Here is a 24,627-nt window from a genome sequence, read left to right as displayed (position 1 = left end):
CCCGTTTGGCTGCATCCGCGCCCTTTGTGTTCCGCGACTCACGAAGACGCCGCACGATGTCGTCCGACGCGTCATCCGCCTTGGAGTAGGAATACCCGCGCCCTTTCATGCAGGCGCTCCAGCGCTTCTGCGCTGCGGCCCACTCGGGATCGGCCACCATTCGAGACCACACCTCGCCTGTCAACGACTCGACACGCATCTCCGCCTGCATGTACGCGACGTTGTCCCCCCGCACGGCCTCTTGCGCGATCGCCACGCACCCGTTCTTGTTGAACGTCTTCGGCCCATCCGGGCCCTCCACCGACACCCGCCCCTCTTCAAAGTCCGGATCCCCCGGGACGGGGCCACCCAGGGCGCGGGCCCACGCCCGAACCTGAACATTGTCCATGCCCGCGTAGTTAGCACCGCGCTTGGGGTCAGCCGCGTTCGCTGCTTCGTCGAGACCTTGCTTCAATCTCGGTGACAAGCCGTAACCGTACTTGCGGGCCGTCGCGACATCACCCCGTCGGGCGCTGGAGGGCATGGTCGTCTCGACCGGCTCGTGCGGCGTGTAGCGGAAGCCCCGCTCTTTCATGCACTCGGCGGTCTTCTTCCCCTCCGCCAGCCGCAAGACTCGGCCCGCCTCGTCGGCCTCCCCCAACAAGCCACCGAATGCCTCGCGCTCGCCGGGCAGGACTGCCGTCGCGGCTGCCGACGTCGGCACGGCCGGCGTGGATCCGCCTCCAGAATTGCAGCCGGTGAGCAACACCCAAGGAGCCAATCCTACGCTGACGATCCGAAAAAATCTCATACACCTCTCCAGCCCTATGATGTACCGGTGGCGCGGGCCCGCGCCCTGGAAGAGGACACGGGCCCGCATGCAGCCCTCGGTTAGCCTAGCCGCGCCAGTAGTTGGACTGGCCGAAGTTCTTGTACTTCGAAGGAGCCGTCTGTCCGTAAGAGATCGTGAAGTGCGTCCCGCCCCTGAAGCGCTCGGAGTACACCGACACCTGGTTATCGGGGTTGTTGTTGTAGAATCAGTCGGCCTGGTTCCGCCAGTCCCATCCGGCAAGGTTGCCCCAGTCGGCGTTGTCCTGACTGATCCGACCGAGTCGGCCATTCCCCAGGTCCTGGATGCAGAGCACACCGACGCGGCCACACTCGCCGAACAACGCATTCGGCGCGTTCGTCGTGGGCGACGGCAGATCCGTCGGCGCCGCGGGCGACGGGTCGCCATCGGCCGCCATCGCGACACCGCCACCCACTCCACCGAGCAACGTCGTCGCGCACGCCACCGCCACAGCCATTCGTGAGATCTTCATGATCGTTCCTTCCTGACGTCGATGCATCCTCGATTCCCCCCATGCAGGAACGACTCTACGAGCCCCGCACCCGCCGTGAACAGAATCGTTCGGCGACAAAACGAGCGTGAAGCGCTCGCCCCACCGAGAAACCGAATCGAACGATTCGTTGACGACTGCCGAGCGCAGGACCGGCCGTCCTCATTCGTCCGGTTCGATCTGCACCAACCCCAGTTGCATGGCTCGCACGACGACACTGACGCGCCCGTGGACGCCCAGCTTCTCCGCGACCCGGTTGAGGCGGGTTTTGACCGTCGCCTCGGTGACGTACAGCTCGTCGGCGATGGCGGCGTTGGACAGGCCGCGCGCGAGGCAGTCCAACGCCGCCTGCTCGGCGTCGGTGAGTTTGGGTGCTCGCTCCGACGCCGCTCGACCGGGGGGTGTCGCCGCGGGTGACGCGGGGATCGGCAGTGACGCGGCCGGGCTGTGACCCGCCGTGAGCACACCCCGGCCCGCCACGGTCTCCTCGATCGCAGCCATGACGAACGCGGGGGTGAGGCTCTTCACCAGGTACCCCTCCGCCCCGGCCGCTTCCATGTCACGGATCCCTGCGACATCGCCCACGTTGGAGAACGCCATCACCACCGGAGGCGGGTCGAGCGAGCGGAGCACCCGCGTCGCCTCGGGCCCCGTCATCCCCGGCATACGCACGTCCATGAGCACGATGTCGGGACACTGCCCACGGCAGAACTCCACGGCGTCGGCCCCGTTCGCCACGTCACCCACGAGCTCGAACCGTGCGGCCTGAGAGAAGATCGCCGCCCACGCCCGCCGCAGCGCCGTGTCGTCGTCGACCACCAACACGCGAATTCTCTTCTCCACCGGGCCACCTCCACGGGCTACCGTAGCGGCACGCCACCCTCGAAGGTGGCGGCGTGCCGCTGTCGCCTTCCCGTCACCCGGCGGGATGGACACGTGGTCGAATCCGCGCGCGAGGGAGCGAACGATGCAGAGACGGTTCAGGCAGATGGCGGCCGTGGTGGCTGCCGCCACCACGATCGCATCGACCACGCCGATGCCGGTGGATGGGGGCGGTACGGATCAGTTGCCGCCATGGTGTCGACAGCTCCCCATCCTGTGCCCGCTGCAGGGTGCCGATGAGGTCGACCCGGGCGTCGAGGCCGGGCCGGTTCGATGACGGGGTCCTTCCGGCCGACCATGGTGTCGGTGCGGTCCTGTCTCGCCTGGGTCTTGTGGGCCTACTGCGTCGTCGTCGGCGTGTACTCCATCTGGGACAATCTCACGGCTGGCCGCGGGGTCGAGCAGCTGATGGGCGATGTCCTCTGGTTGGCGTTCGTCACGGCTATGCTGCGTCGGCCGACCGGGGTCGTCACGATGGTTCTCGCCACCGGCTGCCTGGTCATGACGCTCCTCACCGGCGTGCTCGTCTACGGCATCGTCACCGCGTCGGCGCTTCTGCTCGCCTGTGGTCTTCGGGGCGATCGACGCCGGGCCGCGGTGATGGTGCTGGTCACGCTGCTCTGGTCCGCGGCCGCCATCTCGATGCGACCCGGCGAGCTCATCGCCGACATCATCGATCTCCCCCTGCCCCCGCTCATCTTCGTTGGCGTCGGGTTCGCGATCCACGAGGCGCTCGAGCGCCACCGCCGCGCCCAGGCACTCGCCGAGGCGCGTCTGGCGGAGGAGAAGGAGAGCCGGCGGCTGGAACGCGCCGCGCTCGTCACCGAGTTGCACGACGGGATCGCCCGCGCATTGAACAGCGCTCGAGTCCACCAGACCCTGCTCGACCAGCAGACCACCCCAGAGGACCGGTCGCTGTCCCGCCGCGAGATCGAGCGCGCCACGAGCGAGGGGCTCGACCACGTGCACCGACTCCTTCGGGCGTTGCGGGAGGACGGGCTCGCCCAGACGACCCCCACCACCGTGGATCCCGGACTCGTCGACTCCCTCGACCGGGCCACCGCCGACATCCGCGCCACGGGGAGGTCTGTCGGCGTTCTCGTCGAACTGCCCGAGGTCGTTCCCGCCACCGTGGACGCCCTGGCCGCGCGGACCGTGCGTGAGGGTGTGACCAACATCCTCAAGCACTCCCCCGACGGCGCCTCCTGCGGCATCACCGTGCGGCAGGAGGGAGGCGACCTCGTGACCATCGTGGACAGTGAACTCGGCACCGCCGCGGCCGAGCCGCGCTCACCGTCCAACCGAGTAGGGCTGGAGAGCCTCCGCGAACGGACCCGCCTGCTCGGCGGCACGTTCGAGGCGGGGCCGACCCGAGGGCGGGTCCTGTGGCGCCTGCGCGTGAGCGTACCGTTGTCGCCACTCCTCGACGCCGTGACGGTCAGCTTCGCCCACGCGGGCATCGACGTGACCGGCCCGGCCGCCGCCGAGGCCATGTCGCAGTCGGCTTCGCGCGCGCGGCCTGCGGGGCGGAGAGCGCCGCACCCGACGCCTCCGACGACGCCCTCCACCGTGAATGGTCGCGTGTCGACGCCCTGACGCGTCGACGGCCCCGAGGACGCAGGCGACGCGCCCCGGTGGACTGCCCCACGACGCCTGCGGGCCGCCTCCCCGGTGAGGGGTGGCGGCCCGCGTGGCGGAACCGGGTCTTGGGGTTACTTCTGCGGCAGGCCGGAGATGACGGCCTCCGCGACCTCCTTCATGCCGAGGCGTCGGTCCATGGCGGTCTTCTGGATCCAGCGGAACGCGTCCTGCTCGGAGAGCTTGAGCTGCTTCATGAGGATGCCCTTGGCGCGGTCGACGACCTTGCGGGTCTCGAGGCGGTCGGCGAGGTCGGCGACCTCGGCGGTGAGGGCGTGCCACTCCTCCCACCGGGAGCGGGCGATGCCGATGGCGGGGCGGAGGTCGTCGATGGAGAACGGCTTGACCACGTAGGCCATGACGCCCGCGTCACGGGCCCGCTCGACGAGGTCCTTGTCGCTGAACGCGGTGAGCATGACGACCGGGGCGATCTTCTCCTCCCCCACGGTCTTCGCCGCGGTGAGGCCGTCCATCTCGGGCATCTTGATGTCCATGATCGCGAGGTCGGGGCGGTGCTCGCGGATGGCCTCGACGGCCGCGGCCCCGTCGCCGACCTGGGCGACGACCTCATACCCGGCCTCCTCCAGCATCTCCGCGAGGTCGAGCCGGATGAGGGCCTCGTCCTCCGCGATGACGATCCGCATGTTGTCGGGCACGGCGGCGCTGGGGTTCTCCGTTGAAGTCACGCGTCCACGATACGACCCTCGCTCGCCACGGCGCTGCCCGGACGGGGTTCGTGCGCAAACGTGCAGAGCCGACCACGGGGGCCGCGACAGACGAGCGGCCCACCCTCCCTGTGATCGGAGGACGGGCCGCTCGCGTGCTGTGGTGCCGAGGGCGGGACTTGAACCCGCACGGGCTTTCGCCCAAAGCATTTTGAGTGCTCCGTGTCTGCCATTCCACCACCCCGGCGTGGAGGCCCGCCCAGTCTACCCGCGCGGCCCCTCCGGGTGACACCGCCGCTCGCCGCCCAGGTGTCGGGCGACGAGCGGCGGAGGAACGTCGTGGATCAGTCGGCGAGCCCGCCGACGCGGTGTACCTGCAGCGCGTTCGTCGAGCCCGGCACGCCGTGGGGGCGGCCGGCGACGACGACGATCGTGTCGCCGTGCGCACAGCGACCCTGCTCGAGGAGGACACGGTCGACCGAGGCGATCATCGAGGAGGTGTCCTCGAGTTCGGGGAGGTTGAACGCCGTGATCCCCCACGTGAGGGCGAGGCGGCGACGCGTGTGCGGCTTCTGCGTGAAGGCGAGCATCGGCAGCGTCGGACGCACGCGCGACATGCGACGGGCCGAGTCACCCGAGGTCGTGAACGTCACGAGGTACTTCGCGTCGAGCTCGTCGCCGATCTCCGCCGCAGCCTTGGTGACGGCACCACCGGTGGTGTGTGGCGTCGTGCCCAGCGGGGGGATGCGGGACAGGCCGTGGTCTTCGGTGTTCTCGATGATGCGGGCCATCGTCTGCACCGCGAGGATCGGCCACGCGCCCACGCTCGTCTCGCCGGAGAGCATGATCGCGTCGGCGCCGTCGAGGACGGCATTGGCGCAGTCGGAGGCCTCGGCGCGGGTGGGACGGGAGTTCTCGATCATCGACTCGAGCACCTGGGTGGCGACGATGACCGGCTTGGCGTCACGGCGGGCCAGCTCGACGGCGCGCTTCTGCACGAGCGGCACCTCCTCGAGCGGCATCTCGACGCCGAGGTCACCACGGGCGACCATGATGCCGTCGAACGCGCGGACGATGTCGGCGAGGTTGGCGACGGCCTGCGGCTTCTCGATCTTGGCGAGCACCGGGCGGACGAGGCCGACCTCGGCCATGATCTCGTGGACCCGGGTGATGTCGGAGGCGTCCCGGACGAAGGACAGGGCGATCCAGTCGGCACCGACGCGCAGCGCCCACCGGAGGTCCTCCTCGTCCTTCTCGGAGAGGGCGGGGACACTCACGGCGACGCCGGGCAGGTTGATGCCCTTGTTGTTGCTCACGGTGCCGCCCTCGACGGTGACGCACCTGACGTCGGTGTCGGTGACCTCCGTGGCGCGCAGCGTGATCTTGCCGTCGTCGATGAGGAGGATGTCGCCGACCTTGACGTCGTCGGGCAGACCCTTGAACGTCGTCGAGACGCGCTCGGAGTCACCATCGATGTCGTCGGTGGTGATGGTGAAGGTGTCGCCCACCGCGAGGTGGACGGGGCCACCGGAGAAGCGGCCGGTACGGATCTTGGGGCCCTGGAGGTCGACGAGGATGGCGACGGCGCGCCCGGACTCGGCGGCGGCCTCGTGCACCCAACGGATGGACTGCTCGTGCTCCTCGTAGGAGCCGTGCGAGCGGTTGATCCGGGCGACGTCGATACCTGCATCGACGAGGCGACGGATGTCCTCCTTGGTGTTGACGGCAGGGCCCAGGGTGGTGACGATCTTGGCGCGACGCATGCCTCCCATGGTAGGCGGCACGCCCGCGACCCCCCGCATCGGATCGGTCGATGACGGGGGGCCGCGGGGTGAACGTTGCGCAAACGAGGGGCCAGCTCAGCACATCCTCGCAGGTCAGGCCACGAGTTGGCGGTCCTCCGGCGCGATCGGGCGCGGCAGGGTCGACGTGCCGGTGAGCCAGGCGTCGACGCCCGCCGCCGCGCTGCGTCCCTCGGCGATCGCCCACACGATGAGCGACTGGCCGCGGCCCGCGTCGCCGGCGACGAAGACGCCGGGGACGCTCGTCATGAAGTTCGCGTCGCGCACGAGCGAGGACCGCGCGTCCTTCTCGAGCCCGAGCTGATCGACGAGCCCGGTGCCCTGCGGGCCGAGGAAGCCCATCGCGAGGAGGACGAGCTGGGCCGGCAGGACCCGCTCGCTGCCCTCGACCTCGACGGGTCGGCCGTCCTCGAAGCGCACCTCGGTGAGGCGCAGGCCGGTGACGTGGCCGTTCTCGCCGAGGAACTCCTTCGTGCTCACGGAGTAGACGCGGTCGCCGCCCTCCTCGTGGGCGCTCGCCACGCGGTAGAGCATCGGGTACGTCGGCCAGGGGTGCGCCTCGGAGCGCTCCTCCCCCGGCATCGGCATGATCTCGAGGCTCGTCACCGAGCGCGCGCCCTGGCGGTGGGCGGTGCCGATGCAGTCGGCGCCGGTGTCGCCGCCGCCGATGACGACGACGTCCTTGCCGGTGGCGAGGATCTGCCCGGGGACCTCCTGGCCGAGCGCGGCGCGGTTGCCCTGGGGCAGGTAGTCCATCGCCTGGTGGATGCCGTCGAGCTCCCGCCCCGGGACGGGCAGGTCGCGCGGCACCGTGGCACCGATGGCGAGGACGACCGCGTCGTAGCGGCGCCGGAGGTCCTCCGCGGTGATGTCGACGCCGATCTCGATGCCGGTGCGGAACCGGGTGCCCTCGGCGCGCATCTGCGCGAGACGGCGGTCGAGGACGGACTTCTTCATCTTGAACTCGGGGATGCCGTAGCGGATCAGGCCGCCCGCCTTGTCGGCCCGTTCGAAGACGGCGACGGTGTGCCCGGCCCGGGTGAGCTGCTGCGCGGCGGCGAGACCGGCCGGACCGGAGCCGACGACGGCGACCGTGCGCCCCGAGAGACGCTCGGGGACGATCGCTTCCACCCGGCCGAGGTGAAACGCCTTCTCGACGATGCTTACCTCGACCTGCTTGATCGTCACCGGCGGCTGGTTGAGGCCGAGGACGCAGGCCGACTCGCACGGCGCCGGGCAGAGGCGGCCCGTGAACTCCGGGAAGTTGTTCGTCGCGTGGAGGCGCTCGATCGCCTCGGGCCAGCGACCGTTCCACGTGAACGTGTTCCACTCCGGGATGAGGTTCCCGAGCGGGCACGCGTTGTGGCAGAACGGGATCCCGCAGTCCATGCAGCGGCTCGCCTGGTCGCGGAGCTCGCCCTCGGCCTGCTCCTCGTAGACCTCCCGCCAGTCCTTGATGCGGACGGGGACGGGACGACGGGCGGGCAGCGCCCGCTCACGGTGCTTGAGAAAGCCCTGGGGGTCAGCCACGGGTCACCTCCATGATGCGCTCCCACACGTCCGGGGAGTCGGGGGAAAGGCCTTGTGACGCCGCCTCTTCGCGGACGTCGAGGACGCGCTGGTAGGCGCGCGGGAGGACGAGCGAGAACCGCGCGCGGGCGGCCTGCCAGTCGGCGAGGAGCCCGGCGGCGACGGCCGACCCGGTCTCGGTGACGTGACGCTCGAGGAGCTCGCGGAGCACGGGCTCGTCGGTGTCACGCAGACGCAGGACGTCGACGAGTTCACCGTTGACGCGTCGGTCGTCGAGGTCGAGGACGTAGGCGACACCGCCGGACATGCCGGCGCCGAAGTTTCGACCGACCTCGCCGAGGACGACGACGCGGCCTCCGGTCATGTACTCGCAGCCGTGGTCGCCGACGCCCTCCACGACGGCGGTGGCGCCGGAGTTGCGGACGCAGAACCGCTCCCCCGCCTGGCCGCGGAGGAAGATCTCCCCGCTCGTCGCGCCGTAACCGACGACGTTGCCGGCGATGATGTTCGACTCCGCCGCCACGGGCGAACCGGGCGCGGGACGGACGACGATCCGCCCGCCGGAGAGGCCCTTGCCGACGTAGTCGTTGGCCTCGCCGAGAAGGCGGAGCGTGACACCCGCGGGGACGAACGCGCCGAGGCTCTGCCCCGCCTCGCCCGTGAACTCGACGGTGATGTGACCGTCGGGCAGACCGTCGGGGTGGGCGAGGGTGACCTCGTGGCCGAGCATCGTGCCCACGGTGCGGTCGACGTTGCGGATCGTCGCGGAGATCTCCACGGGGTCACCGCCGTCGATCGCGGCACGCGCCTGGGCGATGAGGTCGACGTCGAGGGACTCGCCGAGGGCGTGGTCCTGACCCTCGCTGCAGTACCGCGTCGAACCGTCGTCGGGCACGGCCTCGACGAGGAGGGGTGCGAGGTCGAGACCGGAGGCCTTCCAGTGGGCGACGGCGTCGGCGGTATCGAGGAGACCCGCCTGGCCGACGGCCTCCTGGATCGCGCGGAACCCGAGCGCGGCGAGGTGCTCGCGCACCTCCTCCGCGATGTACTCGAAGAACGTCTCGACGAACTCGGGCCTGCCCGAGAACCGTTCGCGCAGCTCGGGGTTCTGCGTCGCGATGCCGACCGGGCACGTGTCCTGGTGGCAGACGCGCATCATCACGCACCCGCTCACGACGAGCGGTGCCGTGGCGAAGCCGAACTCCTCGGCGCCGAGGAGCGCGGCGATGACGACGTCACGACCCGTTTTGAGCTGACCGTCCGTCTGGACGACGATGCGGCTCCGCAGCCGGTTGAGGACGAGGGTCTGCTGCGTCTCGGCGAGGCCGAGCTCCCACGGCGCGCCGGCGTGCTTGAGCGAGGTGAGCGGCGAGGCGCCCGTACCGCCGTCGTGACCCGAGACGAGGACGACGTCGGCGTGCGCCTTGCTCACGCCCGCCGCGACCGTGCCCACGCCGACCTCGGAGACGAGCTTGACGTGGATGCGCGCGTTGGGGTTGGCGCACTTGAGGTCGTGGATGAGCTGGGCGAGGTCCTCGATCGAGTAGATGTCGTGGTGCGGCGGCGGGCTGATGAGGCCGACGCCCGGCGTGCTGTGCCGGGTGCGCGCGACCCACGGGTACACCTTCGTGCCGGGCAGCTGACCGCCCTCACCGGGCTTGGCGCCCTGCGCCATCTTGATCTGGATGTCGTCGGCGTGGGTGAGGTAGAGGCTCGTCACGCCGAACCGGCCGGAGGCGACCTGCTTGATCGCGCTGCGACGCACGGGGTCGAGCAGCCGCTCGCGGTCCTCGCCGCCCTCACCGGTGTTCGATTTGCCGCCGAGACGGTTCATCGCGATCGCGAGGGTCTCGTGGGCCTCCTGGCTGATCGAGCCGTAGCTCATCGCGCCGGTGGAGAACCGCTTGACGATCTCGGAGACCGGCTCGACCTCCTCGATCGGCACCGGCGGGCGGACGCCCTCTTTGAACGTGAAGAGGCCTCGCAGCGTCATGAGACGACGGCTCTGGTCGTCGATGCGCTGCGTGTACTGCTTGAAGATGTCGTAGCGACGCGCCCGCGTCGAGTGCTGGAGGCGGAACACCGTCTCGGGGTCGAAGAGGTGGGGTTCGCCCTCGCGACGCCACTGGTACTCCCCGCCGACGGGCAGCACCCGGTGGGACGGGCTGATGCCGTCCTTGGGGTAGGCGACGGCGTGACGGGCGGCGACCTCCTCGGCGATGACGTCGAGACCGACGCCGCCGAGCTGGCTCGTCGTGCCCGTGAAGTAGGCGTCGACGACCTCCTGGGAGAGCCCGATGCACTCGAACACCTGCGCACCGCGGTAGGAGGCGACGGTGCTGATGCCCATCTTCGACATCACCTTGAGCACGCCCTTGCCGAGCGCCTTGATGAGGTTGCGCACCGCGTCCTCGGCCGCGACGCCGGGCAGCCCACCCCGACGCACGAGGTCCTCGACGGACTCCATCGCAAGGTAGGGGTTGACGACGGCCGCGCCGTACCCGATGAGGAGCGCGACGTGGTGGACCTCGCGCACGTCGCCGGACTCGACGATGAGACCGACGTCCGTGCGGGTCTTCTCGCGGACGAGGTGGTGGTGCACCGCCGCGGTGAGGAGCAGCGACGGGATCGGCGCCTGGTCGGGGCCCGAGTCGCGGTCCGAGAGGACGATGAACCGCGCGCCCCGGCTGATCGCGAGGGAGACCTCCTGGAAGATCATCTCGAGGCGCTTCTTCATCGCGGGGGCTCCCCCGGCGACGTCGTAGAGCCCCTTGACGACGACGGTGAGCCGCTCGCCCTGCACCTCGCCGAAGACGTCCTCGCCGAGGTGGACGATCTTCGCCAGGTCGTCGTTGTCGATGACGGGGAACGGCACGGTGATCTGCCGGGCGTGCTCCGGGCCGGGCCGGAGGAGGTTGCCCTCCGGGCCGAGGACGGAGCCGATCGACGTGACGATCTCCTCGCGGATCGCGTCGAGCGGCGGGTTCGTCACCTGCGCGAAGAGCTGGGTGAAGTAGTCGAAGACGAGGCGCGGACGCTCCGAGAGCACGGCGATGGGCGTGTCCGTCCCCATCGAACCGAGCGCCTCGGCACCGCTGCGGGCCATCGGGCCGAGGATGAGCCGGAGCTCCTCCTGCGTGTAGCCGAACGTCTGCTGACGACGCGCGACCGATCCGGGCGAATGGAGGATGTGCTCCCGCTCGGGCAGGTCGGCGAGGTGGACGACGCCCTCCTTCAACCATTCCTCGTACGGGTGCTCCGCGGCGAGGGCTGCCTTGACCTCGTCGTCGCCGACGATGCGCCCCTGCTCGATGTCGACGAGGAACATGCGGCCCGGCTTGAGCCGGCCACGTTGCTTGACGCGCTCGGGCTCGACGGGCAGCACGCCCGCCTCGGACCCGAGGACGACGAGGCCGTCGTCTGTGACCCAGTAGCGCCCCGGACGCAGGCCGTTGCGGTCGAGGACCGCGCCGACGAGGCGCCCGTCGGAGAACGCGACGTTCGCCGGGCCGTCCCACGGCTCCATGAACATCGAGTGGTACTCGTAGAACGCGCGACGGGCCGGGTCCATCTCCGCGTGGTTCTCCCACGCCTCGGGGATCATCATGAGCACCGCGTGCGGCAGCGAGCGACCGCCGAGGTGGATGAGTTCGAGGGCCTCGTCGAAGCTCGCCGAGTCCGACGCGCCGGGCGTGCAGATGGGGAACAGTCGCGAGAGGTCGCCGCCGAACACGTCCGTGCTCAGGCGGGACTCGCGGGCGCTCATCCAGTTGCGGTTGCCCTTGACCGTGTTGATCTCACCGTTGTGCGCGATGAGGCGGAACGGGTGCGCGAGGGTCCACGTGGGGAACGTGTTCGTCGAGAACCGGGAGTGGACGAGCGCGAGTTCGCTCGCCATGCGCGGGTCGGAGAAGTCGGGGAAGAACGTCGTGAGCTGCCTCGGCGTGAGCATGCCCTTGTAGACGTGCGTGCGGCACGACAGCGAGGGGAAGTACACCTCGAGGTCCCGCTCGGCCCGCTTGCGGAGGCAGAACGCGCGCCGCTCGAGTGGCAGCCCCTTGACGCCCGCGGTGTCGGGGGCGAGGAACACCTGCGCGAATGTCGGAGCCACGTCGAGCGCGGCCTGCCCGATCCCGGTCGTGTCGATCGGGACGTCACGCCAACCGAGGACGGTCAGCCCCTCCTCCCCGGCGATGCGGGCGATGCCCTCGCGCACCTCGGCGGCCTCGTCGGGGTCCTGCGGCAGGTAGGCCGTCCCCATGACGTAGTGCCCCGCCTGCGGCAGGTCGAACTCGACGACCTCGCGGAGGAACGCGTCCGGGATCTGCGTGAGGATGCCCGCGCCGTCCCCGACGTCGGGGTCCGCGCCGGTCGCGCCGCGGTGGTCGAGGTTGAGCAGGGCCTGGAGGCCGTGCTGCACGATGTCGTGCCCGGGGGTGCCGCGCAGCGTCGCGACCATCGCGACACCACAGGCGTCACGCTCGCGCGCCGGGTCGTACAGACCCTGGGCGGCCGGGAGTGCGGAGAACGCAGGAGGCATGTCTCACCGTCCTTGGAGGCGTCTCGGCCGGGGCCGAGGAGGGTGGGAGCCGATCCCGCACGCCTCGCGGGGAGGACGAGCCGGGAGCGGAGCGGCGTCCCGGAACCCCCTGGACCGCAATGGTGGTGGGGCGAGGCGCCGTGTGCTGGACGACGATGGCCAGTGACGAGAGAGTAAACCTGCGTCTCGCCATGAGATAGGCACCGTCTCAGAATTCGAGATAGCACCCGTGGGTCTCGACATGTGGACGCATACCTGGGCGATGTCGCACCGGTCGCCTCCCCCACGACGACGACGGGGCCGCCCCGGAAGAGGGGCGACCCCGTGGGAGGTGTGTCGTGCCCGGAGACGGCTCCGGCGGGTCAGGCCGCCGCGCGATCGGCGACCGTCGGATGCGGGTCGCGGGTCCGGCCCCACCACCACCAGAGGGCCGCGCCCAGGAGGAAGACGAGGACGGAGGTCCACACGTTGAGGCGGAGGCCGAGCACGATCTGGGCCTCGTCGATGCGGAGGGTCTCGATGACACCCCGGCCGAGCGTGTAGAGCATGACGTATGCGGCGAAGAGCTGCCCCGGGCGCGGGTGGGCCCGCCGTTCGAGGAGGACGAGCAGACCGGAGATCACGAGGCACCACAGCGACTCGTAGAGGAACGTCGGGTGGTAGGTGCCGAGGACGACGGCGTTCCCCGCGGCGTCGCGCACAGCCTGGCCCCGGGAGGCGTCCCAGGAGTGGATCTCGAGCGCCCACGGGGCGGTCGTCGGGCCGCCGTAGAGCTCGTTGTTGAACCAGTTTCCCCAGCGACCGATGGCCTGGGCGACGGGCAGGGCCGGGGCGATGGCGGTGCCGAGGTCGCGGAACGAGGTTCCGGTCTGCCGGCAGCCGATCCACCCGCCGAGGGCGCCGAGGGCGACGGCCCCCCAGATGCCGAGGCCGCCGTGCCAGATCTTCAGGGCGTCGACGGGGTTGCCGCCGGGGCCGAAGTACGGCCCGGGCGTCGTGAGGACGTGGTAGAGCCTGCCTCCGACGATGCCGAGGGGCACGACCCAGATCGCGATGTCCCACACCGCGTCGGGTCGTGCCCCTCGCGCGTCGAGGCGCCGCCCCGTCCACAGGAGGGCGGCGACGATCCCGGCCAGGATGCAGAGCGCGTAGGCACGCACCGGGAACGGCCCGAGGTGCCAGACCGCCTGCTCGGGGCTCGGGATCGCGGCGATCACTTCTTCGACGCGTCCTCGACGGCCTTGCGCAGCAGCGCCGGCGCCTCGGGCGCGGGCAGCTTCGTCGCCGGGTCGACGTACGGCTCGAGGTCGATGTCGTTGCCGTTCAGTCGGTACGTCGGGGTGCCGTTGACGCCGTCCTTGGTCGACTGGTCCTCGACCTTGCCGAGGTAGGAGCGGTACGTCGTGTTCTTGACGCAGGAGTCGAACGTCTTCTTCTGCTCACCGGTGATCCCGGCCTTCGTCGCGACGTCGGAGAACGTCATGTCGGGCCACGGGTCGCCCTCCTTCTCGGGGCGAGCGGCGAAGATGCCGTCGTGGACCTTGGCGAAGGCCTGCGGGGAGATGTCGGACGCGCACGCCGACGCGTTGGCGGCCGTGAGCGACTTCTCGCCGGGGATGCCGTCGTCGAGGAACGTCTTGAGGTGGACGACGACCTTGGCCTTGCCGGACGCGGCGAGCTCGTCGACGGTCTTGCCGAGGCTGTCGTGGAAGTACCCGCAGTAGGGGCACTGGTAGTCCTCGTAGATGTCGAGGGTGGGCACGCCGGCGCCCGGGTCCTTCGCGTTGAGCATGATGCCGCCGGTGTCGGAGACGGCTCCGGCGGGGCGGCCGGCCGTCGCCGCGGTGTCGTCCTTGCGCGCCCCGAACCATACGGCCGCGGCGATCGCGGCCAGGGCGAGGAGCCCGATGATGATCGCGAGGATCGGTTTGAGCTTGCTCTCCTTGGGGGCGGCTGCCTGGATCTTGGCCTGGCGGTCGCTCCGGTCGACGGGGCCGTTCGCGGCGGTGCTCATGCAGGGGTCCTTTCGGGAGACAGTCGTGCGTCGAGACTGAAGGGGGCGCGGGGCCGGAGCACGAGCCACAGCCCGCAGAGGGCGAGCCCGACGTCACGGGCGATGACCCAGCCGTACTGCGTCTGACCCGCGGAGACGGGGCCGCCGTCGCCGAAGCAGCCGCAGTCGATCGCGATGCCGCGCGCCCACACCGAGGCGATGGCGGCGATGAACACGAGCTGGAGCAGCATCCCAAGGAGGGCCGCCGTCCGAGTGAAGAGGCCGAGGACGAGGAGCGCCCCGAGGAGGATCTCGACGACGGGCAGGGCGAGCCCGACCATGCCGGCGACGTCGAACGGGAGGATCTGGTAGGCCTGCGCGGCCCGCGCCGCAGCACGGGGGTGGCCGATCTTGAGGAGCCCGGCCGCGAGGAGGGTGCCGCCGAGGACGAGTCGGGCGAGCAGGCCGATCCACGACGCGGCGCCGTGCGGGCGGCGAGGGGCGCCGCCTCCTGCGGGTCGCGTGTCGGTGCCCGTTCCCGCGGGGGCGCCACCGGGAGTGTGGGCGCCGTTCATCGGCGTCCCCTGCGCACGCCGGCGGCGAGGTCCTCGGTGAGGGCGCGCAACCGGTCAAGCGGCGCACTCTCATCGTCCCCGTCACGCGGCTCGAGGCACGAGACGAGCGCGGAGCCGACGATGACGCCGTCGGCGAAGGACGCGACCTCGGCGGCCTGGTCGGCGGTCGAGACGCCGAGTCCGACGGCGAGCGGGACGTCCGTGACGGTACGGGCCCGCTCGACGAGGACCTTCGCGCCCTCCCCCACGCTCGTGCGGGCGCCGGTGACGCCCATCGTCGAGGCGACGTAGACGAAGCCCGGGCAGGCGGCGCACGTCATCGCGAGACGCTCGTCGGTGCTGCTCGGTGCGACGAGGAAGACGGGATCGATGCCGTGACCGGCGGCGACCTCGAGCCACTCCCCCGCCTCGTCGGGCGTGAGGTCGGGGGTGATGAGACCGGAACCGCCCGCCTCGGCGAGGTCACGCGCGAACCGGTCCATGCCGTAGCGCAGGACGGGGTTCCAGTACGTCATCGGGACGGCGACGCCGCCCGCGTCCGCGATCGTATGCACGGCGCGGAACGTGTCGGAGAGACGCACGCCACCGGCGAGGCCGACGTGGGCGGCGGTCTGGATGACCGGCCCGTCCATGAGCGGGTCGCTGTAGGGCACGCCGACCTCGACGATGTCGGCGCCCGCCTCGACGAGCGTGCGCATCGCGGCGAGGGAGCCCTCGACGGTCGGGTAGCCGGCGGGCAGGTAGGTGACGAGCGCGCCCCGGCCCTCGGCCCGGGTCCGTGCGAACACCTCGGAGATCGCGCCGCTCACCATCCGCTCCCTTCCACGTCCTCGACCGGTTCCTCGGCGCGCAGCGCCTCGGCCTCGACGAGTTCCTCACCGCTCACGAGCCCGAACCAACGGGCGGCGGTGTCGACGTCCTTGTCGCCGCGGCCGGAGAGGTTGACGAGGATCGTCGCCTCCTCGCCGAGCTCGCGGCCGAGGCGCAGCGCCCCGGCGAGCGCGTGGGCGCTCTCGATCGCGGGGATGATCCCCTCGGTGCGGCACAGGAGCGCGAACGCTTCCATCGCCTCGTCGTCGGTGGCGCTCACGTACTCGGCGCGGCCGACGTCGTGGAGGTGGGCGTGCTCGGGACCGACGCTCGGGTAGTCGAGACCGGCGGAGACGGAGTGGGACTCGATCGTCTGCCCGTCCTCGTCCTGGAGGACATACGTCGACGCGCCGTGGAGGACGCCCGGGACACCGCCCTCGAACCGGGCCGCGTGACGGCCAGAGGCGACGCCCTGCCCCCCTGCCTCGATGCCGAGGAGTCGGACCCCGTCGTCCTTCAGGAACCCGCTGAAGATGCCCATCGCGTTGGACCCGCCACCGACGCAGGCGACGACCGCGTCGGGCAGCCGGCCCACGCACTCGAGCATCTGCTCGCGCGCCTCGATGCCGATGACCGAGTGGAAGTCGCGCACCATCTCGGGGAACGGGTGCGGGCCGGTGACGGTGCCGATGCAGTAGTGCGTGTCCTCGACGTTCGTCACCCAGTCGCGCATCGCCTCGTTGATCGCGTCCTTGAGGGTGCGGCTGCCGTGCGTGACGGGGACGACCTCGGCGCCGAGGAGCCGCATGCGGGCGACGTTGAGGGCCTGGCGCTCGGTGTCGCGCTCCCCCATGTAGACGACGCAGTCGAGCCCGAGCAGCGCCGCGGCCGTGGCGGTGGCGACGCCGTGCTGACCGGCACCGGTCTCGGCGATGATGCGTCGCTTGCCCATCTTCTCGGTGAGGAGGACCTGGCCGAGGACGTTGTTGATCTTGTGGGAGCCCGTGTGGTTGAGGTCCTCACGTTTGAGGAACACGCGCGCGCCGCCGGAGTGCTCGGCGAACCTCCGCACCTCGGTGAGGGGGCTCGGACGTCCCGTGTAGTCATGGTGGAGCGCGGCGAGGCGGCCCTGGAACTCCGGGTCGTCGGCGGCCTCGAGCCGGGCCTGGTCGAGCTCCTCGAGTGCGGCGACCAGCGCCTCCGGCACGTAGCGGCCGCCGAAGCCGCCGAAGCGACCGGGCGTGTCTGGTGCGGTCATCGGGGATCCTTCGTGGGGCGGTCGGGGACGGGTGCGAGGTGCAGTGTGCCAGGTGAACGCACGTGTGGGCGGTGGGGTTCCACCGACGGGAACGTGTCGCACCCGCCTGGGACGGCACGGCGCGTCGGCGTCCTTCCCCGCGCCCGGCGGTTCAGCTCCCCGCGCGGAGGGCCGGGTGGGCACCGGCCGCGACGAGATCGGCGACGGCGGCCTTCGGGTCGCCACCGGTGACGAGGGACTCCCCCACGAGGACGGCGTCGGCCCCGGCCCGGGCGAACTCGAGGACGTCGTGGGGGCCCCGGACGCCGGACTCCGCGACGCGCACGATGCCCTCGGGGATCCGCGGCGCGACACGGGCGAACGTGTTCCGGTCGACGTCGAGCGTGCGGAGGTTGCGGTTGTTGACGCCGATCACCGTGGCACCGGCGTCGAGGGCACGATCCGTCTCCTCCTCGTCGTGGACCTCGACGAGGGCCGTCATCCCGAGGGACTCGACACGTTCCCGCAGCCCGACGAGCTCCGGCTGGTCGAGCGCGGCGACGATGAGGAGGACGACGTCGGCGCCGAACGCCCGTGCCTCCCACACCTGGTAGGGGGTCACGACGAAGTCCTTGCGGAGGACGGGCACGTCGACGGCCGCCCGGACGGCGAGAAGGTCCTCGAGACTGCCGCCGAACCGGCGCCGCTCGGTGAGGACGCTGATGACGGAGGCGCCGCCCGCCTCGTAGTCGGCGGCGAGCGACGCGGGGTCGGCGATCATCGCGAGGGCACCCTTGCTCGGGCTGGACCTCTTCACCTCGCTGATGACCGAGACGCCGGGGGCACGCAGTGCCGCGGCCGCGTCGCGGGCCGGGACGGCGCGTGAGGCGCGCTCCTTCAACGCCTCCAGCGGGACACGGGCCGTGCGGGCCTCCATGTCCTCACGGACGCCGTCGATGATCTCGTCGAGAACCGTTGCCACCCCGCCAGGCTAAGCGCAGCACCCGCCAGGGACACAAACCCGCCGCTCCCCCGCGTCGCCACACCCCCGGACGCTCTCCCCGTAGGGTGAGACGCGTTCGCACGACACCATGACGTCAGGAGTGACGATGTCCGATCAGTACGGCTCGAGGAACCCGGACGACTCCGGCTCCTCCGCCTGGAACGACCCGCAGGGTGCCGCGCGTCCCGGTGAGACCTGGTCGCAGGGTTCCACCCCGGAGGGATCGCGTCCGGAGAACTACGGCGGGTCCGCGTATCCGGAGTCCGCGGGCGCCCCCTCGCACGGTGCTCCGTCGTACTCCGAGCACGCCGCGGCGCAGTCGCAGTACGGTCAGCCCGCCTACGGTGAGCCTGCCCAGGGCCACCCCGGTGCGTACGGCAGCCCCTACGGTGCGGGGCCCGGCCGCGGTCTGAGCCAGGGCACGGCCATCGCCGCGCTCGTGCTCGGCGTCATCGCCTTCCTCCTCGGCTGGGTGCCGTTCCTCGCCTCGATCCTCGGCCTCGTCGCCGTGGTCCTCGGCATCGTGGCGTTGTCGAAGGTCCGCAAGGGCACCGGCGCCGGTCGCGGCCTTGCGATCACCGGCCTCGTCCTCGGCGCGCTCGCCCTCCTCTTCAACATCCTCTTCTCGGGCGCCCTGCTGAAGTTCGGCTCCCAGTTCACCGACTGCGCCTCGCTGCCCTCGGAGACGCAGCAGCAGCAGTGCATCGAGAAGAGGTTCGAGGAGTGGGGCGTCGACACCGGTCAGGCCGGCAACCGCACCTGACCGGCGGCCCCACCCGACACGACGACGGGGGCGGTTCCTTCACGTGAAGGAACCGCCCCCGTCGTCGCGTCGCGACGCGGGTTGCCCGTGGGACACAGCGGGCGTGCCGTCGGGAGTGAGGGTCAGCGGCGGACCTGCGTGCCCGTCGCGTCGTCGGCGCGGTGGTGGTGGTCACGCTCGTCCTCGGAGGTGGCCGTTTCGTGCGCGGGCCTGTCGGCACGCGGCGAGTGCTCGCCGTGACCGGCCTTCTGGAGACCGACCCAGGCGGCGACGCCGAGGACGATGCCGAGGATGCCGCCGCCCCAGAGGAGGCTTTTGTCGAACATGATGCCCAAGCAGATGAGCGCGCTGGCCACGAGGATGATGGCCACCCCCGTCCAGGCGGCGGGGCTGTTTCCGTGTGACTCGGCCATGCGTGTGTGCTCCTCGGAGGTCGTCTCGGTGCGAAGGGTGGCCGCGTCGGAGGGCCCTCGTGGGCGTCCCGCCGCGGATACGTCTCGGGCACATTGTGACAGGCCCGGCGATGCAGGTGTGAGCAGGCGGCCCGATCGATCGGTGGCATGTCGCCCCGGCGAGCCGAGGCACTCCCGGGTCGGGCGCGGATGAGTGCCGGTCCGGGGGGCATCGTGGCCCACGGCCGCCCCCGCTGCGAGCGGGCGTGTCAGGTGGGGTCGTCCCCCTCGGAGAGGGCGTCCCAGTCGCTCAGCACCGGCGCCTCACGGGAGGGGCGACGCCCGGCGGTGCCGTCGGCGCGGCGGGCGGGGCGAGGCGTCCACCGACCGCCGGTGACGAACGCGAGCAGCCCACCGGCGGAGACGAGCAGTCCGCCGAGGAGCGCGAGCCACGGTGCCACGCCCGTCACCGCCGAGACGGGGACGACGCCCGGCGCGGCGACGGCGGCCATCGGGTCCACGAGGACGGCGGCGCAGCCGAGCACGATCCCGATCCCGCACGCGACGACGACGGCCGCGACGACGCGTCGCAGCCACCCGTCGACGAGGGTGAGGGCGAACGCCCCCGCCGCTGCCGCGAGGGCGACGGGCATGACGATCCCGCTGCTCTCGGCGCCGGCCGCGGGGAGAGACGTCGTGCCGGCGGCGTCGACGAGGCGCGCGGTCACCCACACGGGCACGGTCGCACCGAGGGTGAGGAGGGCCCCCGCTGCGGCGAGGAGCACGATGCGACCCCGCGTCGCGCAAGCCGTCCACCCCTGGGAGACGTGTCCGTCCCCGCTCGTTCCTGCGGTGCTCACGGCGCCTCCAACGTCGACGCGGCCGCGACGGCCCGCAGGACCGCGGCGGCCTTGTGGTGGGTCTCGGCGTACTCGGCCTCGGGACGGGAGTCGGCGACGATGCCGGCCCCGGCCTGGACGTAGGCGCGGCCGTCGCCGATGACGGCCGTACGGATGGCGATCGCCATGTCGAGGTCGCCGTGGACGTCGAGGTACCCGACGACGCCGCCGTAGACGCCGCGTCGGGTCGTCTCGAGCTCGTCGATGAGGGCGAGGGCCCGGGGCTTTGGCGCTCCCGACAGGGTACCCGCGGGGAACGTCGCGGCGAGCGCGTCGTAGGCGGTGCGGCCCTCCTCGAGATCGCCGACGACGGTCGACTCGAGATGCATGATGTGGCTGTACCGACGGACGTCCATGAACTCGACGACCTCGACGCTGCCCACCTCGCAGACCCGTTGAAGGTCGTTGCGGGACAGGTCGACGAGCATGACGTGCTCGGCGCACTCCTTCTCGTCGGCGCGGAGCTCGTCCTCGAGGGCGCGGTCCTCCTCGGGTGTCGCCCCGCGGGGACGCGAGCCGGCGATGGGATGCGTGATGACGTGCCGACCGGTGACCTTGACGAGCGCCTCCGGGCTGCTACCGACGACGTCGAAGGGCGTGCCGTCCGGCCGCTGCAGACGCAGGAGGTACATGTACGGGCTCGGGTTCGACACGCGCAGCACGCGGTAGACGTCGAGGGCGTCCGCGGGGCACGGCACGTCGAAGCGTTGCGAGAGGACGACCTGGAACACCTCGCCCGCGCGGATCGCCTCCTTGCCCGCCTCGACGATCTCGAGGTACCCGGCCTCCGTCGTCGTCGACCGGGGTTCGGGGGTCGGGCGGTGCATCGTCGCGACAGTGCTCGGGGCGGGGGCGCTGAGGTCGTCGGTCATCCGGTCGAGGCGGGCGACGGCGTCGGTGTACGCCTCCTCGGCATGCTCGGGGCGGCCGTCGACGTTGATCGCGTTCGCGACGAGGAGCACGGTGGCGTCGGCGTGGTCGAGGACGGCGAGGTCGGTCGTGAGCATCATCGCGAGCTCGGGGAGGCGCAGGTCGTCGGGGTTCTCGTCAGGGACCGACTCCCACCGGCGCACCGCGTCGTAGCCGATCATGCCGACGAGCCCGCCGGTGAGCGGCGGCATCCCGGGCAGCGGTTCGGTGGCGAGCATCGCGACCGTGTCTCGCAACGCCTCGAGGGGGTCCCCACCGCTGGGGACACCGACGGGCGGGGTGCCGAGCCACGTCGCCTCCCCGTCGCACTCGGTGAGGGTGGCCGAGCTCGCGGCGCCGACGATCGAGTATCGCGACCACACCCCGCCGTGCTCGGCCGACTCGAGGAGGAACGACCCCACCCGGTCCTTCGCGAGCTTGCGGTAGATGCCGACGGGGGTCTCGGCATCGGCGAGGAGACGCCGGACGACCGGGATGATCCTCCGTTCGCGCGCGAGGTCGAGGAAGGTCGGCAGGTCCGGCCAGGTCGCCCCGAGCTCGGCCGCACCGGGGCGGGCGCCCTGCGGGGCGTTCATGCCCAGCCTCCCCGCTCGTCCTCGGCCGTGCCCGTCTCCCCGTCGCGCGGGTCGGACCCGCCGTCGACGGCGGCGCCGAGGTCGGTGAAGAAGCACGTGCGCTCGCCCGTATGGCAGGCGGCGCCCTCCTGATCGACCCGCACGAGAAGCGCGTCGCCGTCGCAGTCGAGTGCGACCGACCGCACGTGCTGGCGGTGCCCCGAGGTGTCGCCCTTGCGCCAGTACTCCTGGCGGCTGCGCGACCAGAACGTCACCCGCCCGGTCGTGAGCGTGCGGTGGAGCGCCTCGTCGTCCATCCAGCCGAGCATGAGCACCTCACCGGTGTCGTGCTGCTGGATCACGGCGGCCACGAGACCCGCGGCGTCGCGTCGGAGCCGGCCGGCGGCCTCGGGTGGCAAAGGGTGTGTCATCACGCCCCGCATTGTGCCGGGTGCCCCCGACAACCGATGACGGGCGGTGGCGTCACTTCCCGGATGAGACGAACTCCGTTGCCTATCATCGGCTTTCAACGAGAGCGAAACGTCGTTCTCGTGGCACCCGCGTGTGCCCGGCCGATCACGGAGTCGCCCCATGTCCATCCGTCCCCTTCTCCCCGCCGCCCTCGGCACGATCACCCTCACGGGTTCACTCGCCGTCGGTCTTCCGGCCGCGGCCGCCCCTTCCACCCCCACGGTGACGCCGCCCGCGTCGGCCGCACCCGCAGCGCCGACTCGGGCCTGCTCCGAGACCCCGGTTTTCGCCGGCAAGGTGCCCACCCCCTCCTCGTCGCTCGGCTTCGACCTCGGCACCCGCAAGGCGAGCGTCGACCAGGTGTACCGCTATCTGAACCAGGTGGACCTGGCCAGCGACAAGGTCACGGTCGGCACCTTCGGCCGCACCGCGACGGGCGCGCCGCTGAAGTACGCGCTCGTCGGGCGCCCTGACGTGCTGTCGGCCGCGCAGTCCGGCCGCATCACCGCCGACGTGGAGGCGCTGCGGAACCCGCGCACGCCGGCCGCCACGGCCGCGGCGATCGCAGCGCGCAGTCCGCTGATCCTCTGGGTCGCCGGCAACGTGCACGGCAACGAGCCTGCCTCCACCGACGCCGAGATGCGCCTCATCCACGAGCTCGCCGACCGCACCGACTGCGGTGCGACCGACGTGCTGGCGAACGCCCTCGTCGTCGTCGTGCCCATCCAGAACCCCGACGGACGCAACGCGAACACCCGCGCGAACGCCGCAGCGTTCGACATGAACCGCGACTGGTTCGCCCGCACCCAGCCCGAGACCCGAGCCAAGCAGGCGCTGCTGGCGAAGTTCCCGCCACACGTGTTCGTCGACCAGCACGGCATGGGCGGCAAGGGCTACTACTTCCCGCCGAACGCCGACCCGATCTTCCACGAGACCGCCCGTCAGCCGCTCGGCTGGGTCGACGACATCGCAGGCAAGGCGAGTGCGGAGGCGTTCCGCACCAAGGGTTACGCCTACGAGACCTGGCAGGCGGGCTTCGACCTCTTCTACCCCGGCTACGGCGACACCTACCCCGTGCTGCGCCACGGGGCCGCTGGCATGACCCACGAGGTGGGCCAGGCCGCGCCGTTCGCCGACCAGGTCGACAAGCACTTCATGGCCGGCATCACGGCGTTGCGTGCCACCGCCCGCGCCCGTCAGCGCATCAACACCGAGTACCACCAGCAGTTCGTCGAGGCGCAGGCCCAGGGCCGGGCGTGCACCCTGCAGCCGAACCACGTCGACAACCCCGGCAACACGGTGCAGCGCGCCGTGCCCGACGTGCGGGTCTGCGGGTACTTCGTGCGCAACGACGACCCGGGCCGACGGCGCGAGGTCGCAACCCTCGTCTCCCGGCTGCAGCAGGACGGGGTCGAGGTGCACACGCTGCAGGCCCCGGCCCACGTGCCCGGTTTCAAGGCCTACGGCAAGCCCGCGGCCACGACCGTCGTCCCCGCCGGGAGCTACTGGATCCCGATGGCGCAGGGCCAGAAGCACTGGATCCAGGCGATGCTCGGCGAGGACACCTACGTTCCCTTCCCGTACTTCTACGATGTCTCCGGTTGGTCGATGCCCCTGCTGCAGGACGTCTCCGCCGGCTCCGCGCCGGTCGTCCCGGCGATGCGCACGACGCCCACGCCCCGGGTCTCGGTGCCGCGTGCCGCACTGCCGGCCGGGCTGCCGAACGTCGGAGTGCTCACAGCCTCGGCCAGTCCGTTCAACCCCAACCAGAGCACGGGTTGGCTGCAGTGGCGGCTGAGGTCGGACTGGCGGATCCCCTCGACGACCCTGCAGGCCTCGCAGATCACCGCCTCGACCCTCGCCGGGCTCGACGTGCTCCTCGTGCCGAACATCGACGGCAAGGCACTCAACGCGGCCATGGGCACCGAACGCAACGCCGCGCTCGCGACCTGGGTACGCGACGGCGGTCGCCTCGTCACGTGGAAGGGCGGCACGCAGTACGCCGCGCTCGCAGGGCTCTCGTCCGCGGTCCTCAAGAACCCGGCCAACGAGATTCCCGGTGCTCTCGTGCGGGCCACCGCCCCTCGCAGCGGCCCCCTCATGAAGGGCGCGGGATCCGACGTGTGGACGATGTACGAGGCCGACCCGATCATGACCGCCGGGCGTGGCGAGGTCGTCCTCTCCTACCCGCGCGCCGACTCGCCGGCCTGGGCCGTCTCGGGCTTCGCCAAGGGCATCGAGGAGATCGCGAGCAGCACCGCCCTCGTAGACGAGCAGGTCGGGCAGGGGCGCGTCACCGCGTTCTCGTTCGAGCCCAACTTCCGTGCGTTCACCGACGGGACCGCCTCTCTCGTCCGCAACGCGATCCTCGACTCTCGTGGCACCCTGCAGCGCTCCGTCGACGCCCCCGGTGGACGTCACGCCACCGCCGCCGAACGCCGGCGCGCCGGCATCGCCGCCACCAAGCTCGACCGGCAGGGCGTCACCGCGCGGTTGGACGACCGCTCTCGTCCCTGAGCCTCACCCCGAGTAGACCCGTCCGCGTGTCGCGCGGAAAGAGCTGCTGCGGCCGTACTCCGGCCAGGAGTACGGCCGCAGCGACGTTCGGCGCCGGAGGTGTCGTG

20 protein-coding genes and 1 tRNA gene are annotated in these 24,627 nt (G+C 71.4%); 3 read left to right on the top strand and 18 right to left on the bottom strand.

Annotated features, from left to right (window positions below):
- From MOPEL_RS17575 to MOPEL_RS05085, 3 genes are all read right to left on the bottom strand, one after another.
- Positions 1-748: hypothetical protein (locus MOPEL_RS17575; protein WP_009481788.1), on the bottom strand; the 748-nt coding region annotated here is incomplete at its 3' end.
- A gap of 268 nt (positions 749-1,016) precedes the next feature.
- Positions 1,017-1,301, bottom strand: a complete 285-nt coding sequence (locus tag MOPEL_RS05090) for a hypothetical protein (protein ID WP_009481787.1) — start codon at positions 1,299-1,301, stop codon at positions 1,017-1,019.
- A 180-nt stretch (positions 1,302-1,481) separates the two neighbouring features.
- Positions 1,482-2,351, bottom strand: a complete 870-nt coding sequence (locus tag MOPEL_RS05085) for a response regulator (RefSeq protein WP_083841740.1) — start codon at positions 2,349-2,351, stop codon at positions 1,482-1,484.
- A gap of 156 nt (positions 2,352-2,507) precedes the next feature.
- Here MOPEL_RS05085 and MOPEL_RS05075 point away from each other — a divergent pair, with 156 nt between their 5' ends.
- Positions 2,508-3,797, top strand: a complete 1,290-nt coding sequence (locus MOPEL_RS05075) for a sensor histidine kinase (protein ID WP_169316280.1) — start codon at positions 2,508-2,510, stop codon at positions 3,795-3,797.
- A gap of 116 nt (positions 3,798-3,913) precedes the next feature.
- On the opposite strand, the gene MOPEL_RS05070 is transcribed toward MOPEL_RS05075, so the two are convergent.
- From MOPEL_RS05070 to trpC, 11 genes are all read right to left on the bottom strand, one after another.
- Positions 3,914-4,483 carry an ANTAR domain-containing response regulator gene (locus tag MOPEL_RS05070; protein WP_040632994.1) on the bottom strand — a complete coding sequence of 190 codons (570 nt, stop codon included), beginning with the start codon at positions 4,481-4,483 and terminating at the stop codon, positions 3,914-3,916.
- A 182-nt stretch (positions 4,484-4,665) separates the two neighbouring features.
- A tRNA-Leu gene (locus tag MOPEL_RS05065) sits at positions 4,666-4,751 on the bottom strand.
- 97 nt (positions 4,752-4,848) lie between these two features.
- Positions 4,849-6,267, bottom strand: a complete 1,419-nt coding sequence (gene pyk / locus MOPEL_RS05060; RefSeq protein WP_009481782.1) for a pyruvate kinase — start codon at positions 6,265-6,267, stop codon at positions 4,849-4,851.
- Between the two features lie 114 nt (positions 6,268-6,381).
- Positions 6,382-7,836, bottom strand: a complete 1,455-nt coding sequence (locus MOPEL_RS05055; protein ID WP_009481781.1) for a glutamate synthase subunit beta — start codon at positions 7,834-7,836, stop codon at positions 6,382-6,384.
- Positions 7,829-12,376, bottom strand: a complete 4,548-nt coding sequence (gene gltB, locus MOPEL_RS05050) for a glutamate synthase large subunit (RefSeq protein ID WP_009481780.1) — start codon at positions 12,374-12,376, stop codon at positions 7,829-7,831. The genes MOPEL_RS05055 and gltB overlap by 8 nt, the downstream gene beginning before the upstream one ends.
- Positions 12,377-12,738: 362 nt before the next feature.
- Positions 12,739-13,593: a prolipoprotein diacylglyceryl transferase gene (lgt, locus tag MOPEL_RS05045; protein ID WP_009481779.1), complete on the bottom strand. Its 855-nt coding sequence runs from the start codon at positions 13,591-13,593 to the stop codon at positions 12,739-12,741.
- Positions 13,590-14,390, bottom strand: a complete 801-nt coding sequence (locus MOPEL_RS05040; protein WP_009481778.1) for a DsbA family protein — start codon at positions 14,388-14,390, stop codon at positions 13,590-13,592. Before MOPEL_RS05040 ends, lgt begins: the two co-directional genes overlap by 4 nt.
- Positions 14,387-14,944, bottom strand: a complete 558-nt coding sequence (locus MOPEL_RS05035) for a MauE/DoxX family redox-associated membrane protein (RefSeq protein WP_009481777.1) — start codon at positions 14,942-14,944, stop codon at positions 14,387-14,389. Before MOPEL_RS05035 ends, MOPEL_RS05040 begins: the two co-directional genes overlap by 4 nt.
- Complete coding sequence (trpA, locus tag MOPEL_RS05030) at positions 14,941-15,756, bottom strand: tryptophan synthase subunit alpha (RefSeq protein ID WP_009481776.1); 816 nt, start codon at positions 15,754-15,756, stop codon at positions 14,941-14,943. Before trpA ends, MOPEL_RS05035 begins: the two co-directional genes overlap by 4 nt.
- Positions 15,750-17,012 (bottom strand): tryptophan synthase subunit beta, encoded by a 1,263-nt coding sequence (gene trpB, locus MOPEL_RS05025; protein ID WP_040632929.1) that lies wholly within the window; start codon positions 17,010-17,012, stop codon positions 15,750-15,752. Before trpB ends, trpA begins: the two co-directional genes overlap by 7 nt.
- 151 nt (positions 17,013-17,163) lie before the next feature.
- Complete coding sequence (gene trpC, locus MOPEL_RS05020) at positions 17,164-17,973, bottom strand: indole-3-glycerol phosphate synthase TrpC (protein WP_009481774.1); 810 nt, start codon at positions 17,971-17,973, stop codon at positions 17,164-17,166.
- A 127-nt stretch (positions 17,974-18,100) separates the two neighbouring features.
- On the opposite strand from trpC, the gene MOPEL_RS05015 reads away from it, so the two are divergent.
- Complete coding sequence (locus MOPEL_RS05015; RefSeq protein WP_009481773.1) at positions 18,101-18,757, top strand: DUF4190 domain-containing protein; 657 nt, start codon at positions 18,101-18,103, stop codon at positions 18,755-18,757.
- Between the two features lie 122 nt (positions 18,758-18,879).
- On the opposite strand, the gene MOPEL_RS05010 is transcribed toward MOPEL_RS05015, so the two are convergent.
- From MOPEL_RS05010 to hisI, 4 genes are all read right to left on the bottom strand, one after another.
- Positions 18,880-19,170, bottom strand: a complete 291-nt coding sequence (locus MOPEL_RS05010) for an HGxxPAAW family protein (RefSeq protein WP_009481772.1) — start codon at positions 19,168-19,170, stop codon at positions 18,880-18,882.
- Between the two features lie 248 nt (positions 19,171-19,418).
- On the bottom strand, positions 19,419-20,009 hold the full coding sequence (locus MOPEL_RS05005; RefSeq protein WP_009481771.1) for a Trp biosynthesis-associated membrane protein: 591 nt from the start codon (positions 20,007-20,009) through the stop codon (positions 19,419-19,421).
- Positions 20,006-21,553, bottom strand: coding sequence for an anthranilate synthase component I (locus MOPEL_RS05000; protein ID WP_009481770.1), 1,548 nt, complete (start codon positions 21,551-21,553; stop codon positions 20,006-20,008). The genes MOPEL_RS05005 and MOPEL_RS05000 overlap by 4 nt, the downstream gene beginning before the upstream one ends.
- On the bottom strand, positions 21,550-21,963 hold the full coding sequence (gene hisI, locus MOPEL_RS04995; RefSeq protein ID WP_245544719.1) for a phosphoribosyl-AMP cyclohydrolase: 414 nt from the start codon (positions 21,961-21,963) through the stop codon (positions 21,550-21,552). The genes MOPEL_RS05000 and hisI overlap by 4 nt, the downstream gene beginning before the upstream one ends.
- Before the next feature lie 160 nt (positions 21,964-22,123).
- Between hisI and MOPEL_RS04990 the strand changes: the two genes are divergently transcribed.
- On the top strand, positions 22,124-24,520 hold the full coding sequence (locus MOPEL_RS04990) for a M14 family zinc carboxypeptidase (RefSeq protein WP_009481768.1): 2,397 nt from the start codon (positions 22,124-22,126) through the stop codon (positions 24,518-24,520).
- Positions 24,521-24,627: the final 107 nt, after the last annotated feature.

Origin of the sequence: Mobilicoccus pelagius NBRC 104925 (assembly GCF_000247995.1) — a bacterium.
Lineage (GTDB): Bacteria > Actinomycetota > Actinomycetes > Actinomycetales > Dermatophilaceae > Mobilicoccus > Mobilicoccus pelagius.
This window is presented reverse-complemented; position numbering and strand designations above follow the sequence as displayed.